A 21482-nucleotide genomic window follows, 5' to 3' on the forward strand; every position below is an offset into this window, starting at 1 on the left:
TACCACGGCGAGACGCGTATTACAAATCGTGAAGGATTTAAGAACCCTTAAGCCTCCGCCGTCCGACAATCCGTCCATGTTTGACCCCGACGAGCTGGAGGAGATACGGGAGTCGAAGGCTCAGTGGGAGGAAGACGACGTCCAGCCCACCGTCGACCGCTTTGGCGAACGCAAGGAGACGTTCACCACGGACACCGAAGGTCACGAGGTAGACCGCCTGTACACCCCGGCCGACATCTCCGATCTCGACTACGAGGAGGACCTAGGCTTTCCCGGTCAGGAACCGTACACCCGCGGCGTGTATCCGACCGGCTATCGGGGCCGGCTCTGGACGATGCGCCAGTACGCCGGGATGGGGACTGCGACGGAGACCAACGAGCGGTTCAACTATCTGCTTGACCAGGGCCAGACCGGGCTGTCGATGGCGTTTGACCTCCCCACGCAGATGGGCTACGACTCCGACCACGCGATGGCCGCCGGCGAGGTCGGCAAAACCGGCGTCGCCATCGACTCGCTTGATGACATGGAAACCGTGTTCGACGGCATCCCGCTGGACGAGGTCTCGACGAGCATGACCATCAACGCCCCCGCGTCGGTGCTGCTGGCGATGTACATCGCCGTCGGCGACAAGCAGGGCGTCGACCGTGAGGAACTCCGCGGGACCATCCAGAACGACGTGCTCAAGGAGTACATCGCCCGGAACACGTTCATCTACCCGCCGGAGCCGTCGATGCGGCTCATCACCGACATCTTCGAGTTCTGTGCCGCCGAGACACCGAAGTTCAACACCATCTCCATCTCTGGGTATCACATCCGCGAGGCCGGCTCGACAGCCGCACAGGAAATCGCGTTCACCCTCGGTGACGGCATCGAGTACGTCGAGGCCGCCATCGAGGCCGGGCTCGACGTGGACGAATTCGCCCCGCAACTCTCCTTTTTCTTTGCCTCCTACAACAATATCTTCGAGGAGGTGGCGAAGTTCCGGGCGGCGCGGCGTCTCTGGGCGAAAATCATGGACGAGCGCTTCGACGCCCAGAACCCCAAGTCCAAACAGTTGAAGTTCCACACCCAGACTGCCGGCTCGACGTTGACCGCCCAACAGATCGAAAACAACGTCGTCCGCGTCTCCTACCAGGCACTGGCGGCCGTTCTGGGCGGGACCCAGAGCCTCCACACCAACGGCAAGGACGAGGCCATCGGCCTGCCGACCGAGCAGTCTGTCCGGACAGCACTACGGACCCAGCAAATCCTCGCCCACGAGTCGGGCGCGGCGGACACCATCGACCCGCTGGCCGGGAGCTACTACGTCGAGTCGCTGACCGACGAACTCGAAGCGGAGGCCCGCGAACTCATCGAGGAAGTCGACGAACGCGGCGGGATGCGCCGCTCCATCGAGCAGCAGTGGGTCCAGCGCCAGATTCAGGACGTGGCCTTCGAGCGCCAGCGCGAACAGGAAGCTGGCGACCGCATCATCGTCGGCGTCAACGAGTATCAGGTCGAGGAAGAGGGCGAGCAGGACATCGAAGAGGTCGACGAGGCCGTCGAGCAGGCCCAGCAGGACAACGTCGCCACAGTCCGAGAGGAACGCGACGACGAGGCTGTCGAGGCGAAACTCGACGCGCTCCAACAGGCCGCAGAAGGCGACGAGAACGTCATGCCCTACATCATCGACGCCGTGAAGGTGTACGCCACAACCGGCGAGGTGTGTGACGTGCTCCGGGACGTGTTCGGTGAGTACCAGCCCGGGTCGTCGATGTAGGTCCCGAAGTCGCCAGCGATGCTACCGTAGGTCTTCGTCTGAGAGGCGCTCCCGGACCTGCGACCGAATTCGCTCGGGGTCCGGGACGTTCTGGAACCGGAGATGGGCAGGACTCTGGGCGACGCTCCCCGTGAGAAACGAGACGCTGCCGATACCGAGCAGCGTCTCGGTTCTGTTCCGGCGGAGTTCGTGGCTTCGGACCTTCGCTAGCGGTAATTCACGCGAGAACGACCTGTACAGCAGCGTGTACTCTCTGCGGACGGCGTCGGTCGTGAGAACATAGCGGGTCCGGGTCAGCACGTACAGCCGGAGCAGCAGTCTCACGAGCGCGATGACCATCAGAATCGCCACGAGGTTGAGCGCGATTTCGGTTCGGTCGACGGAGCCAAGCAGCGAGGGGTTGGCGTACAGATACGCGATAATGCCGGTCCCGATTAAGACAACCACAGCGAGGGCTATCGCAGTTGGCTTCAGTGTCGGTTGGGTTTCGACGATGACATCGTCCTGTTGCCCGTCGGATGCATCCGTCTGTGCGTCAGTGTCTGTCTCCGATGCTTGCTGTCTGTCAGTGTGTTCGTGGCTCATATCGAAAGGCCTCCGGTCGAGTAAACGAGCAGTAACGTGACGTATATCGCCGGGGAGAGGCCGACCGCTAGCACAGCGAGAATGGCCCCCGTGACGCCGGTTCCGTGATTCAATCGCGCACCGAGATACATCGAGTAGACGAAGTACAGCACTAGCGTGATGAGGACTGCAATGATTCCGGTTTCGGCGTCGGTCAGCTGTCCCGCTCCGACCGACTCGCTGACAGTGAACACGCGTTCGGACGGAGGGACCTCGAACAGGTCGTAGAAGACGGCGATAAATCGGATCTGCAGGTTGGTAACGAGCGTGCGAGCCGTTTCATAGGCGCTGTTCCGCGATAGAAACACCAGAACAGTGAAGATACCGGCGAGATACGCGCTGACGCTGTACACGACGGTGTGTAACGTCAGGACGAACCCGTTGGAACTGCGGGTCAGTACCAGCGCGAGGTGATAGGTCAGCAGCGTCACGCCGGAGAGAGCAATAAGAAACGCCGAGTTCTGGGCAATTCCGGCAAACAGCCGCCAGACCGTGTCGGGGTTGCCGAGTACCGCACCCGCGACCGGTCCGAACCACGCTGGTGCCTCGGATTCGACGGCGACGCCATAGCCTGAGAGGGTCAGCGGCGTCGCATAGAGGACCACGTTGGTGAGAAACACGACGAGCAGGGACCTGGTTCGGTCCATGGTGCCCCACAGAGACGTCTGGGTAACGGCGTCGGGCGCAACGACGAACCGCGACGGACGGAAGACTGCGTTAAACAGACTTCCGACCGTTTGAGCTACTTTCTCCATATACGTACCACTTAGATATGTTTGTGCAGATAGTAGAGTGCTGTATTACCCTATATAAATATCGGATTATTTCAGACCGAAACGACGGGAGCGGGCAGGTTACTGGAGTATCAACCCGGTGTTCAGAGGGGTGAGTTTTATTACTTTGTTCCGTTGAGTGGGCTGTTTGGTCCCGATGAGGAGCGTCCACCCGTACTGTCCCGAATCCAGATCGATGGCCGAAAGGTCGACGCGGAAAACGTCGTCTTCAACCACGTGCTCGGCTTTCTGCCGGGCCTTCGCCTCGAACGTATTCTCTCCAACAAAGAGTTCGGCGATCCACTCCTCGTCCACGGACGGCTGACGGGTGACATACAGTTCGTCCCCCGTCTGTTTCGCTCCCCAGTTGTACCGGATACCGTAGACTTTCGGTGTGGTTCCGCCGATTCTCGACCCATCTTCAACAAGGTCAACCTCGTACGCACAGAACGCCTGTGTGTTGAATATGTCTCGGTCGCCGGTCCACGTTCCGGAAATCGAGACGTGTTCGCTGTCAGTACCGACCTCTAGGCTAATCGTTTCGGGCGGAACGGCTTCGGTTTCAGGATCGATGTCCCATTCGTTGACCTGATAGACAGGGCTGTCTGACGTGGGTTTGAACGTTATCTCCGAGCCGAGCGTCAGATTTCGAATCCGGAGCGACCGGTTCGAATCTCCGCCGAACGCGACGCCGTCATCAGAGATTGCTTCGCATCTGATGTCAGATGTGGTGTAGACGCCGCCTTGCTCTCCCGACCCGTAACTGCTCCCCCAGCCCCCGCCGTGTCGTATCAGCTCGGCGTTGGCTCGGCCGTCCGCGGAGACTGGATTCGATACGCCGGACGCGGCGAAGGACTGCGCGAAGCCGATCGCTTCGGACCGTGACGCGAACAGTCCCTGCCCGTCGGACGCTGTCCTTGCCTCGGAAGATTCTGTCGGCGTCCGCTGTGGCGGATCGTCGACGTTCTCGGTCTCCATTCGCCCCTCTGTGTCTCGTTCTTCGGAAGGAGCAGTGTCACCGGTTAACCGTAAGCAGCCTGAGAGCCCTGCAGTACAGAATGCCGCCAGAACGCTTCTCCGTAACATATGAGTAAGTATAATTAAAATAGATAACAGCTACTATAAAAATAGTGGTCGATGAGGTCTATCTCTTATATATTTGTGTATTCATGATATGCAAAATTAGATTAGTGGATGATACCTTGTTATTATCCGGTTAAATAGCAGTATTGTTATATCTGGATTTGACTATCTCAGGCATGGAACGTCGAGCACTTCTCGCGACGATCGGGGTCGGGCTGAGCGGTTCGGGCTGTCTCCGGTTGACAGGAACCGACGACGAAAGCACTGTAACGGGCTCGACTTCCCGACCGTCTGAGACGCCGAGGTCAGATCCATCACCGACATCTGGAACAACAAGTGAAACTGCGACTGAAACGGAAACGGCGACGGAACGCACATCGGTAGCAGAGCTCGCGTGTGCGAACCAGAAACCGATTACTCCATCAGACACCGATGACTGGCAGCAGCCACACAACGGGTCGCGGAACACTGGCTATGTTCCTGGGGAGACGGTCGGCCGGACCTCTGCCTGCGTCGCTTGGCGGCGGGAAGACATCGGTCCGGTCTCTTCAAGCATGATACTGTCCGATGGGTTTGTCATCGCTGGCGGCTCTGGTGATGAAGGACTCAGTGCATTCAAGCGTTCCACGGGCGCAACGGCGTGGGCGACCACCGAAACGCTTCCGGGCGACGATCTGATCAACGTCCGCGATCCGATTATCGTCGACGAAACGGTGTTCGTCGGTGCCCAGAGCATGCGTACGGGAAGTCACGTGTTTGCCCTGAACCTCGAAACAGGCGCGGAACGGTGGCGAACGACTGTCGTGAACGAGACGCCAACGATCGGCGGACTCAGATACGACAGCGGGATGCTCTACGGCACGACGTACACCGACGGAACAACGAACGCGTTCGCGGTCGATACCGATGCCGAGGCCACGGCATGGCATACTGAGCTCGGCAACACCGGCACCCCGCCAGTGGCCGTCGACGACGGGATCGTGTACGTCCCCGGTGACCGGCAGGCTGACTACGGATTGCGGGCACTGGATGCGGAGACAGGCGAACTACTATGGGGGGCTGTGGATCAAGAAGTACGTGGCGCACCGACAGTCGGCGAGTCATCAGTGTACGTCACGACGCCCAACGACGTTGGTCCGAAGACGCTTTTCGCACTCGATAAAGAAACCGGAGAGACACGCTGGACGTTCGAAACACTGAACGGGACGAACGGCTCGGCTGTGTACGCGGACGGAACCGTCACGTTCGGCACATCAGACGGGCAGCTCTACTGTCTCACTACGGACGGGACCACCAAGTGGCGCTATCAGAACGACGGCGCGCGGTTCTCCCAATCGGGACCGGTCCGGGTCGGCGATACCCTGATCGCTGGAGCGACGTTAGACCAATCGGGACTATACGCGCTCGACGCGACAACCGGAGACCTCCGATGGACGCTCCCCATCCCGGCCGTCGATATGACCCCAGCTGTCTCGGACGGGGTGATCTACTCGTCGTATCGGACCGGAGAGAGATACACGTACAACCTCATGGCGGTTCGGACGGACTAACACACCGGCCGAAAGGAGGCCCGAAGCCGGTCACAGAATTATATACCACACGTTCGAACCCCCACGCATGCGCTTCGATCACGCCGGCATCGCGACGGACGACGCTGACCCGCTCGCGGAACTGTTCGCCGATGCCTTCGGAACACCGGTCGTCCACGAGGAGACGTTTGACGGCCTGCACGTGACGTTTCTGGAGATGGACAACGGCTACTTCGAACTGCTAGAACCGTTGCCGGACGCCGACGGCGCGATTCCCAGATACCTCGACAGCAACGGGCCGGGCATCCATCACGTGGCTCTGGAGACAGACGACATCGCCGCCGCGCTAGAGACGGTCAGCGACTGTGGGATCGACCTCATAGACGAGGAGCCACGGCCGGGTGCGTGGGGTCACGACGTGGCGTTTCTCCATCCGAAGACGACCGGCGGGGTGCTCGTGGAGTTAGTTGAACACTGAACGACATCCGGTCCCGGCTTCACTCGTCGTTTCGGAAGGCCGCAAACCGTTCTTCGGCCCCGGGAGTCAGTCGCTCCGGGGGCTCCGCAAACCACGCCGCGCCGACGAGTTCCGATTCGTCCATATCAAGGCTTCCCTTCTTGTACTCCGCTTCGAGGTAGATGTCTAGCGTGTGCACCGACCCCTGCGCGTCAGTGTCGGGATAGTACTTCGAATGGACGACTTCCGCGACGCCGGTAACTGTGCAGCGGATGCCAGTCTGTTCGTTGACACGGCGCACAGCAGTCCCTTGGACTGACTCGTATTCGTCTCCTTTGCCGCCCCCCGGCAGCGCCCACATATCAGCGCCGCGGCCCAGCACCAGCAAGACCCGGTCGCGGGTGTCGCCGGCCGCCTGGTCGGGTATCTGGTCGCTCAGTTCCGGGAAATCGGTGCCATCACGCGTGACGAACACGACACTGTTCCCGGAGTAGCCAGTCCCGCGGGTCGCAGCGAACACATCAGCGTATTCATCGGGCGATAGCTCGAAGGTCTCCTCGGTGACCGGCACCTTGTCGTAGGCCGCTTCCAGACTCGAAATACGTTCATCAACGTTCGTCTGATTGATTTTCTCCGTGAGGTTCACATCTCCCGCTCCAGCCTCAGGGCCGTCAGCGTCGTCAGTCATACGAGGTTGTACTCCGGGCCACCGATAAGTGCCGTGGTCCAGTCGATGAAAAAGAACTTGTATTCTGGTTGTCTCCTTCCGGACATGAAAGCGATTGTCCTTGCAGGCGGGTACGCCACCCGGCTCTGGCCTGTCACTAAGAACCGGCCCAAGATGCTGCTCCCTGTCGGTGAAACAACCGTCATCGACCGGATTCTCGGGGAGTTAGAGGAGGACGATCGCATCACTGACGTGTTCGTCAGTACGAACCAGCGATTTGCCGGCGATTTCCGAGACCACATCGCTGCAAGTCGCTTCGAGAAAGCATCCCTGACCGTCGAGGAAACTGCCGAGGAAGACGAGAAGTTCGGCGTCGTCGGTGCGCTTGCCCAGCTAGTCAACCGGGAAGGACTCGGTGACGAGGACCTGCTCGTCATCGCCGGCGACAATCTCATCAGCTTCGACATCGCCGAGTTCATCGATTACTTCGAGCAGTACGACGACCCCACGCTTGCCGCCTACGATGTCGGGTCCCTAGAAAAGGCCAGCTCCTACGGCCTCGTCGAACTCGACGGCGAGGAAGTCACAGACTTCCAAGAGAAACCTGACGACCCTAACAGCACCCTCGTCTCGATTGCCTGCTACGCGTTCCCAGCCGATGCGATCCGCTTCGACGAGTACCTCGAAGACGGGAACAATCCGGACGAACCGGGCTGGTTCATCCAGTGGCTCGTCAACGACGGTCCCGTTCGTGCGTTCACCTTCGACGACGCCTGGTACGACATCGGGACGCCCGAAAGCTATCTGGAGGCCGTCGCGTGGGAACTTGACGGGGACAACGTCGTCGCGGAGGACGCTACCATCGAGAACACTACGCTCGGCGAGAACGTCCACATCCTTTCCGGGGCTGAGGTCGTCAACTCCAGTCTCGACGGCACCATCGTGTTCCCGGACACGACTATCCTCGATTCGGATATCCGTCAGTCCATTATCGACCGGGATACACAGGTCGAGAGTTTAGACCTCGCCGGCGCGCTCATCGGTGCGCACACGCAGTTGACGGACGAGAGCTGACGGCCGCCGATTCCGCACGCTCCGCAAGTCACGCCAGCCACGCGTCTTCGATCTGTACCGTCCCGCGACTGCCGTCCCACTCCGTCTCGTACTCAATTTCGATCCGGCGGTCCATGTGCGGACCATCGGTGACGAGCGTCTCGAACTCGCCGCCTTCCCCGAGGATGTGGACGCCGTACTCGTCGTTGAGCGCCTCCAGTTCGTCGAGCGCGTCGGCGTCGAGCGTGCGACCCAGCCAGGACTCGTCGAGGCCGTAAGCGGCCACGCGGATGATCTGTATCTCGAAGCCAGCATCCAGCATTGCGTCGGCGAGGTCACGGGGGTTCTCCTGCCACAGCGGCGCAAACACGTTGGCTTCGAGGCGGTCGGCCATCGACTCGATGCGAGTCGTCTGGTACTCGCTTTCGACAGCCCCGGCGGTGACACCGCTGATACCGCCGTCAAGTTCGGTGTCGAGTTCGTGCAGTGCTGCTTCCAGCGGTTCGAGTTCGGCATCGCCCTGCTCGCCCGAGTCAGGCACGTCGTCGGCCTCGAAGTCATCGGGCTCGATTTCGACCAGTTGGATGCCGATACTCTCGGCGGCCAGGCGGGCTAACCGGGTCGCCGGAACGTGGTACATGTAGGAGTCGCCCTCTGGGTGGACCGTCACCAGACGCTCGACGGGGTGGCCCCGCTCCAGTGCCCGGTACAACGCCCACGAAGAGTCTTTGCCGCCGGAGAACAGCGAAACCCACGCGCCGTCTGTCATAGCCGCCGGTAGCCGTCGGCGGCGTAAATCGCTGTCTATTCCACCAGTTCGTCCTCGATATCGGTGTGGCTGACGTAGGTCGCCACCCGGACGCCAACGAGGCTGATGAGAATGCCTGCGAGGATGAACAGCGCGAGACGGGTGCCAGCCTCCAGCGAGAACCCCTGAATCTGTACGATGCCGAGGTTCGTCTCCGGCACCTGAAACGGCTCGAACACGCCACCGCGTTCGAGGAAGTACGCAGAAAAGCCGCGAACGACGAGCCCGACCGCGACCGCACCGAACGGAAGGTTCACGTACGCGCTCCGGACCCCCTCTTGCTGGATGAGTTCGTCCAGCAGGCGGCCCAGCGAGGCGGCCAGTGCCGCGCCGGTCAGCCACGGGACGGACGCGAAGGCAAAGCGGTTCGCAAGCAAGAAGGGACTGATATCGCCGACCGCAGAAACGCCCAGCACGCCGGCGAAGACGCCGACGAGCGAGAGGCCGGCCGCGACGACGTAGGTCACAAGCGACACCTGCCCCGAGTACAGCGCTTCCCGGGTCTGACTGGGGAGTCGCGACAGGTACGCGTCGATACCCAGTCCCTTGTAGATGAGGAAGACGCCGATGGCGGCCGCGATAGCGCCGACGGCGATGGTCGGGCTGGTGACGACGAGCAACAGCGGGAACGCGAGCATGATGATGCCGACGGGGACCAGCACCGTCTTGCGCAGTTCCTCGTCAGCCAGAAACTGCTTGAGCAGGTAGTACGTAGATTCGATGTCACGGGCCTGGCGAACGACAACGCGGTCGACGGCATCGACCTGAACGCGGCTCTCGATGATGGGAACCAGCCGCTCGTCGTCGGCGCTATCGACGACGACGACCGCGGAGTCCGGGTTGTGCTCGGCGACCAGACTGTCGATCTGGCTGGCGATCTCCCGGTCCGAGCCGACGCTGTCACTCCCGCCACCGACGACGGCGAGGACCGGCGCAGACTCCTCGGCTTCGAGTTCATCCGCGACTGCGAGCCCTTCGAGGAGGCAGTTGACCCGGCTGTCTTCCGGGTCAACGACTCCTGTCTGCGTGATGAGTGACTCGACGGCGTCGCGGCCGACGACGGGACACGCGGCTGTGGCCGGACTGTCCCTGTCGATACACACCACCAGCGTGGTCACACTACCGCGAAGGCGGTCCCCGGATAAAAAACCTCCCGAGGCTATCGACGGAAGGAGAGGCCCTCGACATCGCCGTCAGCGACGCCGGCGATACCTGCTCCCAGCGCGAACGCGACCTGCTGTGCGCCCCCGCGGAGCTTGCCCGTCAATCCGCGCTCGGGCTCGTACTCCTTGATCGTCACGTCCTCGCCAAGGCGTTGCTCCAGGCTCGCCTCGACATCGTCTCGCGTCCCGAGTCGGTCGACGAGCCCACGTTCTTCCGCCTCATCGCCGAGGAAGATGCGCGCTTCGGTGTCTTTGAGCGCCTCGGCGTCCATCTCGCGGCCTTCGGCTACGGTGTCGATGAACTGGTCGTAGTAGTCGTCGACAATACTCTGGAGATACTCGCGCTCGTCCGCAGTCATCTCCTTTAGCGGGACGCCGGCGTCTTTGTACTCGCCGGCGGTGAACTGCTCGTAGGAGAGGCCCAGGCGGTCGGCCAGTTCCTTGGCGTTGACCCGCGAGCCGACGACGCCGATAGAGCCGACGATAGAGCCCTCGCGCGCCCAGAGCTCGTCACAGCCGGCGGCGATGTCGTAGCCGCCGCTGGCACAGACATCCGTCGCGTAGGCGATAGTCGGGCCGTCGAACTGCTCGGCGGCGATGCGGATGTCCTCGCTGGGGACGATCTGGCCACCCGGTGTGTTCAGCTTCAGGAGCAGCGCATCGGAGCCGCGGTCGCTGTCGGCGCGTTCGATCTGTTCGACGATGTCGTCGGCCGACGCACCGACTGGCGGACTGGTGATGCCGCCACCGCCGTCACGACTGATCGGCCCTTCGACGGCGACTTCCGCGACGTTGTGTGCTGGGAGGAGGGAGCCGGCGATGTTGCTGCCGATACGGGCTGTAGCAACGGCGACAGCAACGACCAGCAGAACGCCGAACAACTGAGCAAGGTTGTCGGGTGTTCTGACAAACAACACCCACCCCAGGACCGTGCCGATACCGACGACAAGCACCACCAGCAACCCACGAACGATGTCATCTGCGCCCGCCATTACTGATACATCCCGAGCGGCTGTGCGCTCGTGCTTTCCTCCTGGTTTTCCTGGAGTTGCTGTGCGAGCTGTGCCTTGGCGCGACCGATTTCTTCGGCCTGCTCGACCAGTGCCTCGGTATCGATATCAAAATCGGCCAGTGGGCTGATCGCTGTCTGCAGCAGGGCTCGCGCCGCTTCGGGGTCGGGGAACCGCTGGTCGGCTTCGACGATGAGTCCGACACTCGTCAACCCGGTTCGCTGTGATTCATGGACTAGCGCGCCGGTCGGCCCGGTAATCGCGCCGTTCTCCGAGGGCGGATCTACGTCCGCCTCCGCAAGCATTGCCGCCCCGTCGCCCGTCGAGATGCCGTACACGTCCGGAACGCCGTCTTTCTCGGCGGGACGGCCGCTGAGGTAGACCGGCGTTGCATCGTTGGCCTCAAACCAGCCAACCATACAGCCGGCGAACTCCGTCGCGCCGGACGGGGAGATCGGGGCATCGCTCTGGAGGACGAGCAGGTCGCGGTCTTCGTCCGCGTACAGCCGGACCGGCGGGCGAACCTCTGGGTCGTCCGTTCCGTACACGGCGATTTCTGGCAACCCTTCGCAGTGGGCCGACGCGTAGTACTCCATGTCGTAGACATCGACAAGATGGTCAGCGGCTATCTTGCCGACGAGTCCGACCCCTGGGAGTCCCTCGATCAGTGTCGGTGAGTCGAGGGACATATCCTCGCGGTGGACCTGTATGTGTGCCATACCTCGGATATCGTCCGCCGACGGCTTGAAAGCCATGGGCCGATGCCGTTCGAAACCCACAAACCGACCGCCAGCGAACGCCGGACAATGGAACCACTCGACCGCTACCGGCCCATCATCGACGACTTCGAGGCGTTCATCGACGCGTGTGAACGCCCGCTGCCGTCGGCTATCAGGGTCAACACGATCAAAGCCACCGTCGAGCGGGTCCGGACGGCGCTTGCGGATGCAGACATCGCCTACGACCCCGTCGACTGGCACGACGGCCTGTTCGTCCTGCCCGAGGACTCTCCCGGCGCGAACTGGCCGTACTTCCACGGCTGGATTCACGGTCAGGAGGAAGTATCCGTGATTCCAGCGACCGTACTGGACCCCCAACCCGGCGAACGAGTCTGGGACGCCTGTGCGGCACCGGGGAGCAAGACGACCCAGCTCGCCGCCCTGATGGAGGATACCGGCGAAGTCGTCGCAACCGACAACAATCTCGGGCGGATTTCGGCGCTGCGGACCAACACTGAGCGGCTGGGTGCGACGACGGTCGCCGTCACCCACGAGGACGGGCGCAACCACTCGCTCAAGCCCTTCGACGGCGAGGGATACGACCGTGCGCTCGTCGACGTCCCTTGCTCCTGTGAGGGGACCATCCGCAAGAACCCGGATACGCTGGAAGACTGGTCGCTCTCGCACGTCGAGGGCATCTCCGGCGTGCAGAAGGGTATCCTCAAGCGGGCCGTCGAAGTGACCGAGCCCGGGGGAACCGTCGTCTACTCCACCTGTACGTTCGCCCCGGAGGAAAACGAGGCCGTGCTGGACTACGTGCTTGACGAGGTGGCCTGTGAAATCGTGGACTACGACCTCCCGCTCAACCACGCACCGGGAATCACCGACTGGGAAGACGAGAGCTTCGACCCCAGCGTGGCAGACGCCAAGCGCATATACCCGCATCACAACGACACGGGCGGGTTCTTCTGTGCGAAACTGGAGGTGCCCGCAGAATGAGCGACCAGAGCACGGAGTTCACGCGGCTCCCAGAAACGAATGAAGAACGGGATGACCCCGATCGAGCGACCCGCCGGGAAGTGCTCGATTTCTGGACCGAGCGGTTCGGCGTCCCACCGGAAACGTTCGAGGGGTATACCTTCTGGGAACGGGGCGCTGGCAAACTGTGGCTGTATCAAGGCAGCCCGCCGTCGCCGGTAGACATCGAAGGACTGGGAATGACGTTCCTGCGAACGCGACAGGAACACTGGAAACCGACGCTGGAGGCCGTCCAGCGGTTCGGCGAGCACGCCAGCCAGAACGTCATCCATCTTGACGAGGACGCTGCCCGGGCGTTTGTGGCCGGCGAAGACCAGGAGCGCGACTGGGACGGCGACTGGGGGTATCTGGTCGTCACCCACGATCTTGCTGGTGCGGCTGAACCGGTCGGCGTCGGCCTGTACGTCTACGGCGAACTCAGGTCACAGGTGCCGAAAGGGCGCCGTCGAGACGTCTAACCCGAGGACCCACCCGTCCCACTGAGAACCGATTAGCCACTGGAAGACTGTGCGGCTGCCGTTCCCTGCATCGCGTACAGCTCCGCGTACGTCCCGTTGTCGTTGAGCAGCTCGGCGTGGCTGCCTCGCTCTGTGACCTGCCCGTCCTCAACAGTGTAGATCCGGTCGGCGTTTGAAACCGTCGAGAGTCGGTGGGCGATCGCGATCACAGTCTGGTCCCCGTCAAGCGTCTCAACGGTTCGATGGATTTGCTGCTCCAGATTCGAGTCGAGGTCGCTGGTGGCTTCATCAAGCACGAGTACCTCCGCATCGGCCAGAAGCGCGCGAGCTAGTGCGACGCGCTGGCGCTGCCCGCCGGACAGTTTCACGCCGTCGTCGCCCAGTACCGTGTCGAGTCCCTGCGGAAGGTCGTCAAGGAATTCGAGGATGAGTGCCTTCTCAGCGACTTCATAGAGCGTTTCCTCGGTGATATCCCGACCGGCAGTGAGATTGTACCGCAGCGTATCGTTGAAGATATGCGGGTCCTGTCGAACCATCGCAACAGCCTCACGCCATTCCTCAAGCGCATAGGCCGAAATTGGCGTCCCGTTCGCCAGAACCTCACCGCTATCCGGGGTATAGAGTCGCGTGAGCAGTGAGACGACTGTCGATTTGCCGCCGCCGGACTTGCCGACGATGCCGACGAACTCCCCTCGGTCGACGGCCATCGAAAAGTCCGCAAGCACTGGCTCGTCCTCGTAGGCGAACGAGACGTTCTCGAACGCGATTTCCTCAATGCTGTCTGGGACCGACTGCCCGCCAGTTGGTTCCTGCTGGGCTTTGAGGCGGTCGATGAACTGGTGGGTTCGGACCAGATGTGGGAGTTCTCCCTCGATCGCGTAGATGGTGGAGCTGAGCGAACTCAGCCGGGGGGCGAGTCGAAGCATCGCGAACAGGAACACGCCGAGTTCCGCGATAGACAGCGCCCGGAAACTGATGGCGACGTAGACGAGGCCAAACAGGAGCAGCGAGACCGAGAGCCGATAGAGGCTTCCGATTGCAACCTGGTTCCGGCGAACGGCGACGCTAGTCGAAGTGTACCGGTCGAGTGTGGACCGGAACTCGGCAAGCAGCCCGTCGCGCATACCAAACAGCTTCACGTCACGGATACCTTGCGTCCCCGCCTGTGTTGTCTCCTGTAGCTGTTCGTTTGCCGTCGCCACACGGTCGCCAACGGCGTACCCGGGCTCGATGCCGTATCTGATGATCGCCGTGACACCGCCGAGAGCGACAGCTGCACCGACTGCCAGCACCGGAGCGATAGCGAGTGCGATCCCGATATACACCAGACAGAGGATTGCCTGCTGGAAGAACTGGATAATCCGGCCGATGACACGCCCGGCGTAGCGGGTCTGTGTCAGAATCGTGTTCATGATGTCGTCGGACCCCTTGTCGTCGTAGTAGGCGACTGATGCGCCCATCGCCAGTTCGTAGGCCCGGTCTTTGAGGTCACGCTCGTACGTCTGTGTGAGTTTTGCTGCGAGCCATTTCACCGTAAACGACGCTGTGTACCGGACGACCATCACGCACGCGAGGCCGACCAACAGGAATTCGAGTGTGAGCGGCAGTCCTGCAGCGACGTACACGGAAAGAAACCGGCCGGTGACGCCGTCTGCCTGAAGCGGAAGGCTCTGCCCGGCCTGTGCGGCGTCGAGTATCGGAAACAGGAACGAGAGGCCAACACCTTCGAGTAGCATTACAAAGAGGCTGGCGGCAACGATACTCCCCGTCAGCGCCGGCCGATACAGCGCCACGCGGCGCAACGATGCGTATTTTTCACTGACGGAAGGAGTAGCAGCCATTGTTCGGCATGCGGTTTCTATGGGGCATAGTTACCGACTTACTACGGTCGGTTCGTTCTGGAACGAAGGGCACGTCTAACGGCAGTCAGAGTTACTACGGGGGCGAAAAGAGGCTATAACAAATAGTACGAGTATCGCCGATAGCCACATGGTCGCGATAGATTTCGAGTCGGCTGTTGTCGCAACTGACGACTGTGTCACTACGACTATCGACGGGGAGATCGTGTTGCTCAACAACGAGACGGGGCGGTATCAGGGCCTGTCAGGGGTCGGCCCGGATATCTGGGAGCGAATTCAGGAACCGACTGAGCCAGTGGACATCGTCTCGGCGCTGGTCGGGGAGTACGATGTCGAGAGAGACCGAGTGGCAAATGATGTGGAACGCTTTCTGAAAACGCTTGCCGCGGAGCAACTCATCAAGGTCGATGCGAGCCCGACTCCGTGAGTTCAGGGCGTTGTCACGGGCGCAGAAGCTATTACTCTGTGAAGCAGTGGCACTGATCGTTGCGAGCAAAGTACTGCTTACAGTCGTTGGGCTGGAGGACGCAGAGCGCTGTTTCGGCACGGTCTCTCAGTTCCTCCCGTGTTATCGTCAGCCTGAAGCACCAAAGTCAGTACGCTGGGCGGTTTTAACAGCAGGGTCGCGTCTTCCGGGCACCTACGATTGTCTTGAGCGAGCACTCACCGGGAGTACCTTGCTGGAGGCGAGTGACTTCCCACATTGTCTCCGCTTCGGGGTGGATACACAGTCCGATACGTTCGAGGCTCATGCTTGGGTCGAGTCAAACGGTGATGTCCTTATCGGGGATGTCGACGACTTTGGGCGTTTCCGAGCACTCACGGAACGCGAAGTACGTGGCTAACAGATAGTAAACACCACATTCTGTGGAAATTCAAGAGTAATAGATAATATAACAAATACAATGATATCTGAAAGCAGGCGTGGAGGTAACCAATGAAAGAATACGAAACGCCGTCGGTCGAAACGTACGGAACTGTTGAAGAGAAGACGAACTGGTGGGACCACGACGACGGATACGGGAAGTGGAGTTAACGTCCACAGCCGGTTCACACATCTAACTGATCCCTCTTTTATCGGTCCTCGACACTGGCACCGTGCAGTGGATACATCGCGATGGTTTCGTGGCTGTGTGATGGAAGTAGAGAGCGCATTCTTATCCACCACAGCAGTCAAGCGCTCCGGTATGAATCAGGGGTGTCGTAGATGGGGTGTGTTTCAGGATGGACGGAATAGATGGACAACTACGCAAGGGGGAAACTAGCAGGATGGCGACGGCGAACACAGCCACGTACGAAGCCTTTGGACTGACAGTCCGCTCGGCCTTCGACGTACCAGAGCTTCCGTCCGCTGAGACAGCGCCTGACGGGCGGGCTGATGTCACCATCACTGAGGAACGGATTCCTCGCCCACTGTCTGCTGCGTCCGGGTCGACCTTTCACGCGGTAACCGAGCGCGAATACTACCTTCTATACGACGCCGCAACGGTCAGAATTCTCGACGGCAAATCCATCGCTGTAGACCCGGCTCCGGACGTGCCAAACGAAGTCCTCCGCCACGTACTGGTCGGCCCGGCGTTGAACCACCTGCTGGATCAACGGGGCTACTTCGTGCTGCACGCCAGTACCGTCAGTATCGACGGGCGTGCAGTTGCCTTCGTCGGAGAGTCGGGGGTCGGAAAAACGACGACTGCGATGGCCTGCCTGCTCGACGGACATCGTATCCTGAGCGACGACGTGGCTGCGATAGCGCTGGACGATGCGGGGCCGGTCGTCCGGAGCGGCTACCCGTCGATGAAACTCGATCCGGAGGCAGTTGAAGCATTTGACCCTCCGGTCGAACCGCCGGAACAGGTCCACAGCGGACGCCCTCGACACTTCTACGGACTCAGGCACGACCAGCCCGCAACCCCGGTGCCGCTAGAACGGATTTACCTGCTCGAAGACGGCGAGACAATCGAGGTGGACGCAGTCAGGCCGGACAAGCAGGTCATGGCGCTCGTGGATAATACGTACACGCTGGGCGCGCTGGAGGCCGACGGCCAGGCCGTGTCCAACTTCACTGCCTGCGGTGAGATTGTCGATATGACCGAAATAAAACGGCTCCGCCGGCCGCGCACTCTCGATATGCTTCCGGATGTCGCAGCCCGAGTTCAGTCTGAGCTCAAGAGTGAGTCATGCTGACGGAGGCTGAACCCGAACTTCAGGTGGTGGTCGACTGTGCTCGTACCGCGATCGTCACCGACGCCGCTCCCGACCCGCCCCCGCTTGATGACGCGCCAGACTGGGACCGTGTCGTTGCACTCGCCCGGTATCACGGCATCGTGCAACTCCTCTACGAGGGACTGGAAGCAATGGCACGCGAGAGTGGTGATGAGTTCACCGTGCCGGCGGCCGTGTTGACCCGACTTAGCAGCATCGTACAGGGAAAACGGATGCGGAATCTCGCGTTCACGACCGAGCTACAGGAGATACTAGAACGCTTCGAGACACGTGGTGTGCGTGCGGTACCGTTCAAGGGACCGGCGCTGTCCGCCGCTGCTTACGACGACGCAACGGTGCGTGAATATAATGACCTGGATCTGCTCGTCCATCCGGAAGATATCCCCGCCGCTGCGGATATTCTCGAAGAGCGAGGATACGAGTGGCGCGGGGGCACGCCGCGGTTGGATGATGCCGCGCTGTTAGGCGGTCCTGTGACGAAGGCTATCGTTCACGAGTACGAAATGCGCGGTCCGGAGTTCGACGTGGAACTTCGCTGGCGCGTTGGCGATGCCGAGCGACCGTTCTCCACATCCTTCGGTGAACTCTGGGACCGCCGCGACACCGTATCGGTCGGCGGCCAACCGCTTCCGGCGCTTGCACAGCCAGATCGGCTACTCGTATTAGCGTTCCACGGCACCAAGCACCGCTGGTATCTCCTGAAGTGGCTCTGTGATTTCGTTGCGGCACTGGAGGCAGCGGAAACCGACTGGCCACACGTCCTCATTCGGGCGCGGGAAACCGGCGTTGAGCGGAACCTATTACTCGGGGCCGCGCTCGCCCGTGCTGTCTTCGGATACGCCCTCCCAGCGCCGCTCCTGGACCCCCTTCGCACGGACGGCCGCGTCTCCGAATTAGCTGAGGCCGTCGTTGAGTCGCTGGCCGCTGGGACGCCACAGGCACCCACGCAGTTTGAGGCCGCTCGATTTTACCTGGCGGCCAGCGATTCGATGACTGCGCTGGGACCGCTCCTACTGTTGCATTCGTCACTTCACCCGACCTACTCGGAGTACCAGTTTTGCCCGCTTCCCGGCCCGATGCACCCGCTGTACTACGTCATCTGGCCGCTCCGACTCCTCCTCGAAACACCACAGTGGCGGCGACAGCTTTCCGAGGAGCGACGTGACGAAGCGACCTGAACGACGATTGCTCGTTTGATAGCGATGTGGAGATGCTGTATCTGAGACCGGGTTCCCCACCGTTTCTCACAGACCACTCACTCCCGTGGCTGGATTGTCCCCTTCCCAAGTCCTTCCCAGGCGACGCGGTAGCCAAGGTGTGCGAGCGCAGCGCTGTCGTCCTCGATTCCGTGCGCGGAGAGTCGGTCAATCGCCGCCTGATACGCCATTTCGGGTTCAATCTCCTCGGCCAGTTCGTCCAGGACAGCTGGGTCGATAAGCGTGCGGCCGACGCACTCGTGCGCCGGAAAGGCCACGTCTTCCAGCGCATCCTCGCTGACACCGTGCTCCGCGGCGAGGTCGGTGAGCGAGATAACGTCAGCGTCCGGCCGCAGTTCGTCGGGTATCTCCGCAACGCTCTCACGCACGAGTCGCTCCTCGTAGGGTCGCAGGGCGTCCCGCACATCTTTTACTCTGACTGTGCCGGAGTACGGAATTGCCCGGTTGTCCGTCGCCTCGATTTCCTCGCCGACGCCAAGCGATTCGCCGACGGCGACCAGCATCTCGACATCCTCCAGTGCGTCGAGGCGGGTGAGTTTCTTCTCGACATACTCCGGCGTCCAGAACCCCATAATTTCGAAGAAGATGCGGAAGGGTGTGTCGCCGTCGGTCCGGTCTGTGCTCTCTCCACGTCCCGTGTCTTGAACACCGGTGTCAGCGCCGGGCCGCCACTCGAATGCGAAGTCCGGAATGACGACGTGTTCGCCGGCCGCCAGCGGCTCCGGTTCGCGTATCAGGTCCCAGTCGAGGTCCAGCGCGGCGAACCGGCCGGCGAAGTCGGCTTCGACGCCGCTATCGTAGCTGACCTCTGTTACGGGCTCGACGCCCGGCACGGAGACATCTCCATCTGAGAGCGTGAGTTTCCGCTCGGTGCCCCGGTCATCGACGGTCGCCGTCAGCTCCCACTCGTTCGCGGTCGCGACCGTTCGCAGGAGGCGAGCGAAGCGGGTGCCGTACCGGCGCGTGTTCGAGAACAGCGCGTCGGGTCCTGTAACGACGACTTCCCGGCCGTTCCCTGTCCGGCGAATCTCGTACATCAGCCGGCAGCGTTTGACCGCCGAGACGAGCGCTTTCGGGTCCGACGAGCGGACTCGTACCTCGGTGGCATCGAACAGCGCTGTCTGCGCCAGTGAGAGGTTGTACTGGGTCCGCAGTTCGGCCGGCCCCCAGCGAGAGTCCACCGCAGTAAGGACCTGTCGAGAGTCCCGGTCGGCGTACAGCGTGTCGGCTAGTGACGCAGCGTCCGTTCCGAAGTGATCGGCCGCCTCGGCGAGTGCCTGCTCGCGTTCGGCTTCGGTCACGACGCCAACGTCCGAAGCGGCTTCGAACACCCGCCGACGGGCTCGAACAGGGTCGATCGGGGCTTGTGTCTCAAATGTTGCCTCCCGTTCGACGAGTTTCGCCAGCCCGCGGACCAGCTTGAAATCGTCGGCCTCCCGTTCGACATCCGCGAGTGCCGTTTCCAGCATCTCTCGGGACTCGCCGACGTGGCCCTGATAGATACCGAGCACGCGGGCCGCCAGTCGCTCCGCGTCGGCGTCGGCGAACTGCAGGTGATAGCCGCCGCCAGCGCGGGACACCCGCAGGAGGTCTTTCGTCAGCACGCGCCTATCTCCGCCACGGAGCAACAAAAACACGGGGAGTGACGACGCCCCCGGTCGAGACGCCCGTAGCAGCCAGCATCATTCCGTCGGATGTCTGTCCTCGAAAGTGACTTCGACAGTTGTGTCGTCCGCTATCGACCGGCCAACGGCACTTTCAAGGTCGGAGACCAGAGCCGGATACGGCCGGTCGGCGGGCCGACTGACCGTAACGGTGACCACCCGGTCCAGCCGGTACACCGAGACGCCGCCGAACCGGGTCTGGACCGACTGTAATCGGAGCCGTTCGTATGATTCGTTGGATAATGCTTCGGTAACAGCGTTGTTTACGGACGTTTCGACCTGCATCTGTTGGGCGGTGACCGTCCCGGCACCGGCGAACGCGACCAGCAGCGTCAGGACGGCGACGACGGTCGGTGCGTACGTCCGGACCGTCTCGCTCGGCGGGCGGTCAGCCGCCCAGTTTAGCGGACGGAATCCGAGCCCCCAGAGGACGAGAACGCCGGTGAGGTTGATTGACGCGACGTTGACCAGCAGGAGGATACCCGCCCCAAGTGCGACGGCCGGCAGTCCCCAGGCGATACCGACCCCGATGGCCGCGGCGGCAGGAATGAGCGCGGCGGCAATCATCACACCGACCAGTGAGACCGGTAGCGCCGTTGCCAGTCCAAACGCCCCGGCGGCTCCCGCACAGAGGCCGACCACAAGCGAGAGAAACCCCGGTGAAATACGCTGGGCGATCTGCTGGACTGTCGTGACACGGAGCTGTCCGGGGACAAACCCGCTGTACCGGCTGAACAGTCCGAACAGGGCCGCGGTCCCGATGGCGACAGCGAGCCCGAGCAACTGGTCGCGGACGCCATCGACAATGAGCCGGCGGTCGCTGAGCGTCGTCCCGACGCTGGCGATGAGCGCGGATCCGACCTGTGGTGCGATGACCATCGAGCCGACGACGATAGCCGGAGAATCGAGGAGCAGACCCGCCGTTGCGACGATCGCACTCAGGACAGTCATTCCGTAGTATGTCCCTTGTCCGGGGTTCATGCCGACCGCACGACCGCGGAGTTCGTCGTGGGAGATGCGGTCCTCGTGGCGGCGGGCGGAGTTCGACTGGTCTGGCCGGGCGGTCTCGGCGTTCCCAACAACAGTGTACCGGTCGGCGTCGAGCCCGGTCGCTTCGAGGTCGTCGAGTACCTCGTCGACGGCTTCCGGCGGGAGCGGAAACTGCAACAGCCACGCCGCCTCGTCGTCGCTCGTCTCCTTAGTCTGAACGTAGCTGATGTCACGGTCGTCCAGCACGTCGCGGACGCTGTCGAGGACGGAATCGGGAACACGGATGTGTATCAACCGCACTCGGACGCACCTCGCGACCCGCAACACTGGCGATTAGCATCGAACATTTCTCTGCTTCTCGCCGGGGAGAGCCATAGTTATCAAGGAG

21 protein-coding genes are annotated in these 21482 nt (G+C 61.8%); 10 read left to right on the forward strand and 11 right to left on the reverse strand.

What is annotated here, in order from left to right:
* Window positions 1-76 precede the first annotated feature (76 nt).
* Window positions 77-1759: a methylmalonyl-CoA mutase gene (locus G9C82_RS02680; protein ID WP_127013294.1), complete on the forward strand. Its 1683-nt coding sequence runs from the start codon at window positions 77-79 to the stop codon at window positions 1757-1759.
* A gap of 21 nt (window positions 1760-1780) precedes the next feature.
* On the opposite strand, the gene G9C82_RS02685 is transcribed toward G9C82_RS02680, so the two are convergent.
* From G9C82_RS02685 to G9C82_RS02695, 3 genes are all read right to left on the reverse strand, one after another.
* Window positions 1781-2344 (reverse strand): PH domain-containing protein, encoded by a 564-nt coding sequence (locus G9C82_RS02685; protein ID WP_007190500.1) that lies wholly within the window; start codon window positions 2342-2344, stop codon window positions 1781-1783.
* Window positions 2341-3030, reverse strand: a complete 690-nt coding sequence (locus G9C82_RS02690; protein ID WP_127013295.1) for a hypothetical protein — start codon at window positions 3028-3030, stop codon at window positions 2341-2343. Before G9C82_RS02690 ends, G9C82_RS02685 begins: the two co-directional genes overlap by 4 nt.
* A gap of 207 nt (window positions 3031-3237) precedes the next feature.
* Window positions 3238-4134, reverse strand: a complete 897-nt coding sequence (locus G9C82_RS02695) for a hypothetical protein (RefSeq protein ID WP_007189844.1) — start codon at window positions 4132-4134, stop codon at window positions 3238-3240.
* A gap of 281 nt (window positions 4135-4415) precedes the next feature.
* Here G9C82_RS02695 and G9C82_RS02700 point away from each other — a divergent pair, with 281 nt between their 5' ends.
* On the forward strand, window positions 4416-5789 hold the full coding sequence (locus tag G9C82_RS02700) for a PQQ-binding-like beta-propeller repeat protein (protein ID WP_127013296.1): 1374 nt from the start codon (window positions 4416-4418) through the stop codon (window positions 5787-5789).
* 67 nt (window positions 5790-5856) lie between these two features.
* Entirely contained in the window at window positions 5857-6246 is a 390-nt protein-coding gene (gene mce / locus G9C82_RS02705; protein ID WP_007189846.1) for a methylmalonyl-CoA epimerase, read from the forward strand.
* A gap of 19 nt (window positions 6247-6265) precedes the next feature.
* On the opposite strand, the gene G9C82_RS02710 is transcribed toward mce, so the two are convergent.
* Window positions 6266-6913, reverse strand: coding sequence for an NUDIX hydrolase (locus tag G9C82_RS02710; protein ID WP_127013297.1), 648 nt, complete (start codon window positions 6911-6913; stop codon window positions 6266-6268).
* An 84-nt stretch (window positions 6914-6997) separates the two neighbouring features.
* Between G9C82_RS02710 and G9C82_RS02715 the strand changes: the two genes are divergently transcribed.
* Complete coding sequence (locus G9C82_RS02715) at window positions 6998-7966, forward strand: sugar phosphate nucleotidyltransferase (protein WP_127013298.1); 969 nt, start codon at window positions 6998-7000, stop codon at window positions 7964-7966.
* A gap of 28 nt (window positions 7967-7994) precedes the next feature.
* On the opposite strand, the gene G9C82_RS02720 is transcribed toward G9C82_RS02715, so the two are convergent.
* From G9C82_RS02720 to G9C82_RS02735, 4 genes are read right to left on the reverse strand one after another with little or no spacing between them, the layout of a single operon-like run.
* The gene (locus G9C82_RS02720) at window positions 7995-8714 is read right to left on the reverse strand and encodes a diphthine--ammonia ligase (RefSeq protein ID WP_004961993.1); all 720 of its coding nucleotides are present in this window, start codon (window positions 8712-8714) and stop codon (window positions 7995-7997) included.
* A gap of 35 nt (window positions 8715-8749) precedes the next feature.
* Window positions 8750-9871: a DUF373 family protein gene (locus tag G9C82_RS02725; protein ID WP_007189850.1), complete on the reverse strand. Its 1122-nt coding sequence runs from the start codon at window positions 9869-9871 to the stop codon at window positions 8750-8752.
* A gap of 41 nt (window positions 9872-9912) precedes the next feature.
* The gene (sppA, locus tag G9C82_RS02730) at window positions 9913-10908 is read right to left on the reverse strand and encodes a signal peptide peptidase SppA (protein ID WP_127013299.1); all 996 of its coding nucleotides are present in this window, start codon (window positions 10906-10908) and stop codon (window positions 9913-9915) included.
* Complete coding sequence (locus G9C82_RS02735) at window positions 10908-11681, reverse strand: proteasome assembly chaperone family protein (protein WP_127013300.1); 774 nt, start codon at window positions 11679-11681, stop codon at window positions 10908-10910. Before G9C82_RS02735 ends, sppA begins: the two co-directional genes overlap by 1 nt.
* 51 nt (window positions 11682-11732) lie before the next feature.
* Here G9C82_RS02735 and G9C82_RS02740 point away from each other — a divergent pair, with 51 nt between their 5' ends.
* A complete protein-coding gene (locus G9C82_RS02740; RefSeq protein WP_049939138.1) occupies window positions 11733-12644 on the forward strand; it encodes an RsmB/NOP family class I SAM-dependent RNA methyltransferase in 912 nt (303 codons plus the stop codon).
* Window positions 12641-13141, forward strand: coding sequence for a hypothetical protein (locus G9C82_RS02745; protein ID WP_127013301.1), 501 nt, complete (start codon window positions 12641-12643; stop codon window positions 13139-13141). Before G9C82_RS02740 ends, G9C82_RS02745 begins: the two co-directional genes overlap by 4 nt.
* A gap of 32 nt (window positions 13142-13173) precedes the next feature.
* Here the strand turns inward: G9C82_RS02745 and G9C82_RS02750 are convergent, their stop codons facing one another.
* On the reverse strand, window positions 13174-14982 hold the full coding sequence (locus G9C82_RS02750) for an ABC transporter ATP-binding protein (protein WP_127013302.1): 1809 nt from the start codon (window positions 14980-14982) through the stop codon (window positions 13174-13176).
* A 148-nt stretch (window positions 14983-15130) separates the two neighbouring features.
* On the opposite strand from G9C82_RS02750, the gene G9C82_RS02755 reads away from it, so the two are divergent.
* The 4 genes from G9C82_RS02755 to G9C82_RS02770 all read left to right on the forward strand — a co-directional run bounded on the left by G9C82_RS02755 (window position 15131) and on the right by G9C82_RS02770 (window position 18401).
* Complete coding sequence (locus G9C82_RS02755) at window positions 15131-15427, forward strand: PqqD family peptide modification chaperone (protein ID WP_121302967.1); 297 nt, start codon at window positions 15131-15133, stop codon at window positions 15425-15427.
* Complete coding sequence (locus G9C82_RS02760; protein WP_127013303.1) at window positions 15408-15845, forward strand: lasso peptide biosynthesis B2 protein; 438 nt, start codon at window positions 15408-15410, stop codon at window positions 15843-15845. The genes G9C82_RS02755 and G9C82_RS02760 overlap by 20 nt, the downstream gene beginning before the upstream one ends.
* Before the next feature lie 424 nt (window positions 15846-16269).
* On the forward strand, window positions 16270-17184 hold the full coding sequence (locus G9C82_RS02765; RefSeq protein WP_127013304.1) for a hypothetical protein: 915 nt from the start codon (window positions 16270-16272) through the stop codon (window positions 17182-17184).
* The gene (locus tag G9C82_RS02770) at window positions 17178-18401 is read left to right on the forward strand and encodes a nucleotidyltransferase family protein (protein WP_127013305.1); all 1224 of its coding nucleotides are present in this window, start codon (window positions 17178-17180) and stop codon (window positions 18399-18401) included. Before G9C82_RS02765 ends, G9C82_RS02770 begins: the two co-directional genes overlap by 7 nt.
* Before the next feature lie 77 nt (window positions 18402-18478).
* On the opposite strand, the gene G9C82_RS02775 is transcribed toward G9C82_RS02770, so the two are convergent.
* Together G9C82_RS02775 and G9C82_RS02780 are read right to left on the reverse strand one after the other, a co-directional pair.
* On the reverse strand, window positions 18479-20044 hold the full coding sequence (locus tag G9C82_RS02775) for a DUF790 family protein (protein ID WP_127013306.1): 1566 nt from the start codon (window positions 20042-20044) through the stop codon (window positions 18479-18481).
* A gap of 78 nt (window positions 20045-20122) precedes the next feature.
* Window positions 20123-21394, reverse strand: coding sequence for a TIGR00341 family protein (locus G9C82_RS02780; RefSeq protein ID WP_127013307.1), 1272 nt, complete (start codon window positions 21392-21394; stop codon window positions 20123-20125).
* Window positions 21395-21482 lie beyond the last annotated feature (88 nt).

The sequence above is a fragment of the Haloarcula sp. R1-2 genome (assembly GCF_011627385.1).
GTDB lineage: Archaea > Halobacteriota > Halobacteria > Halobacteriales > Haloarculaceae > Haloarcula > Haloarcula marismortui.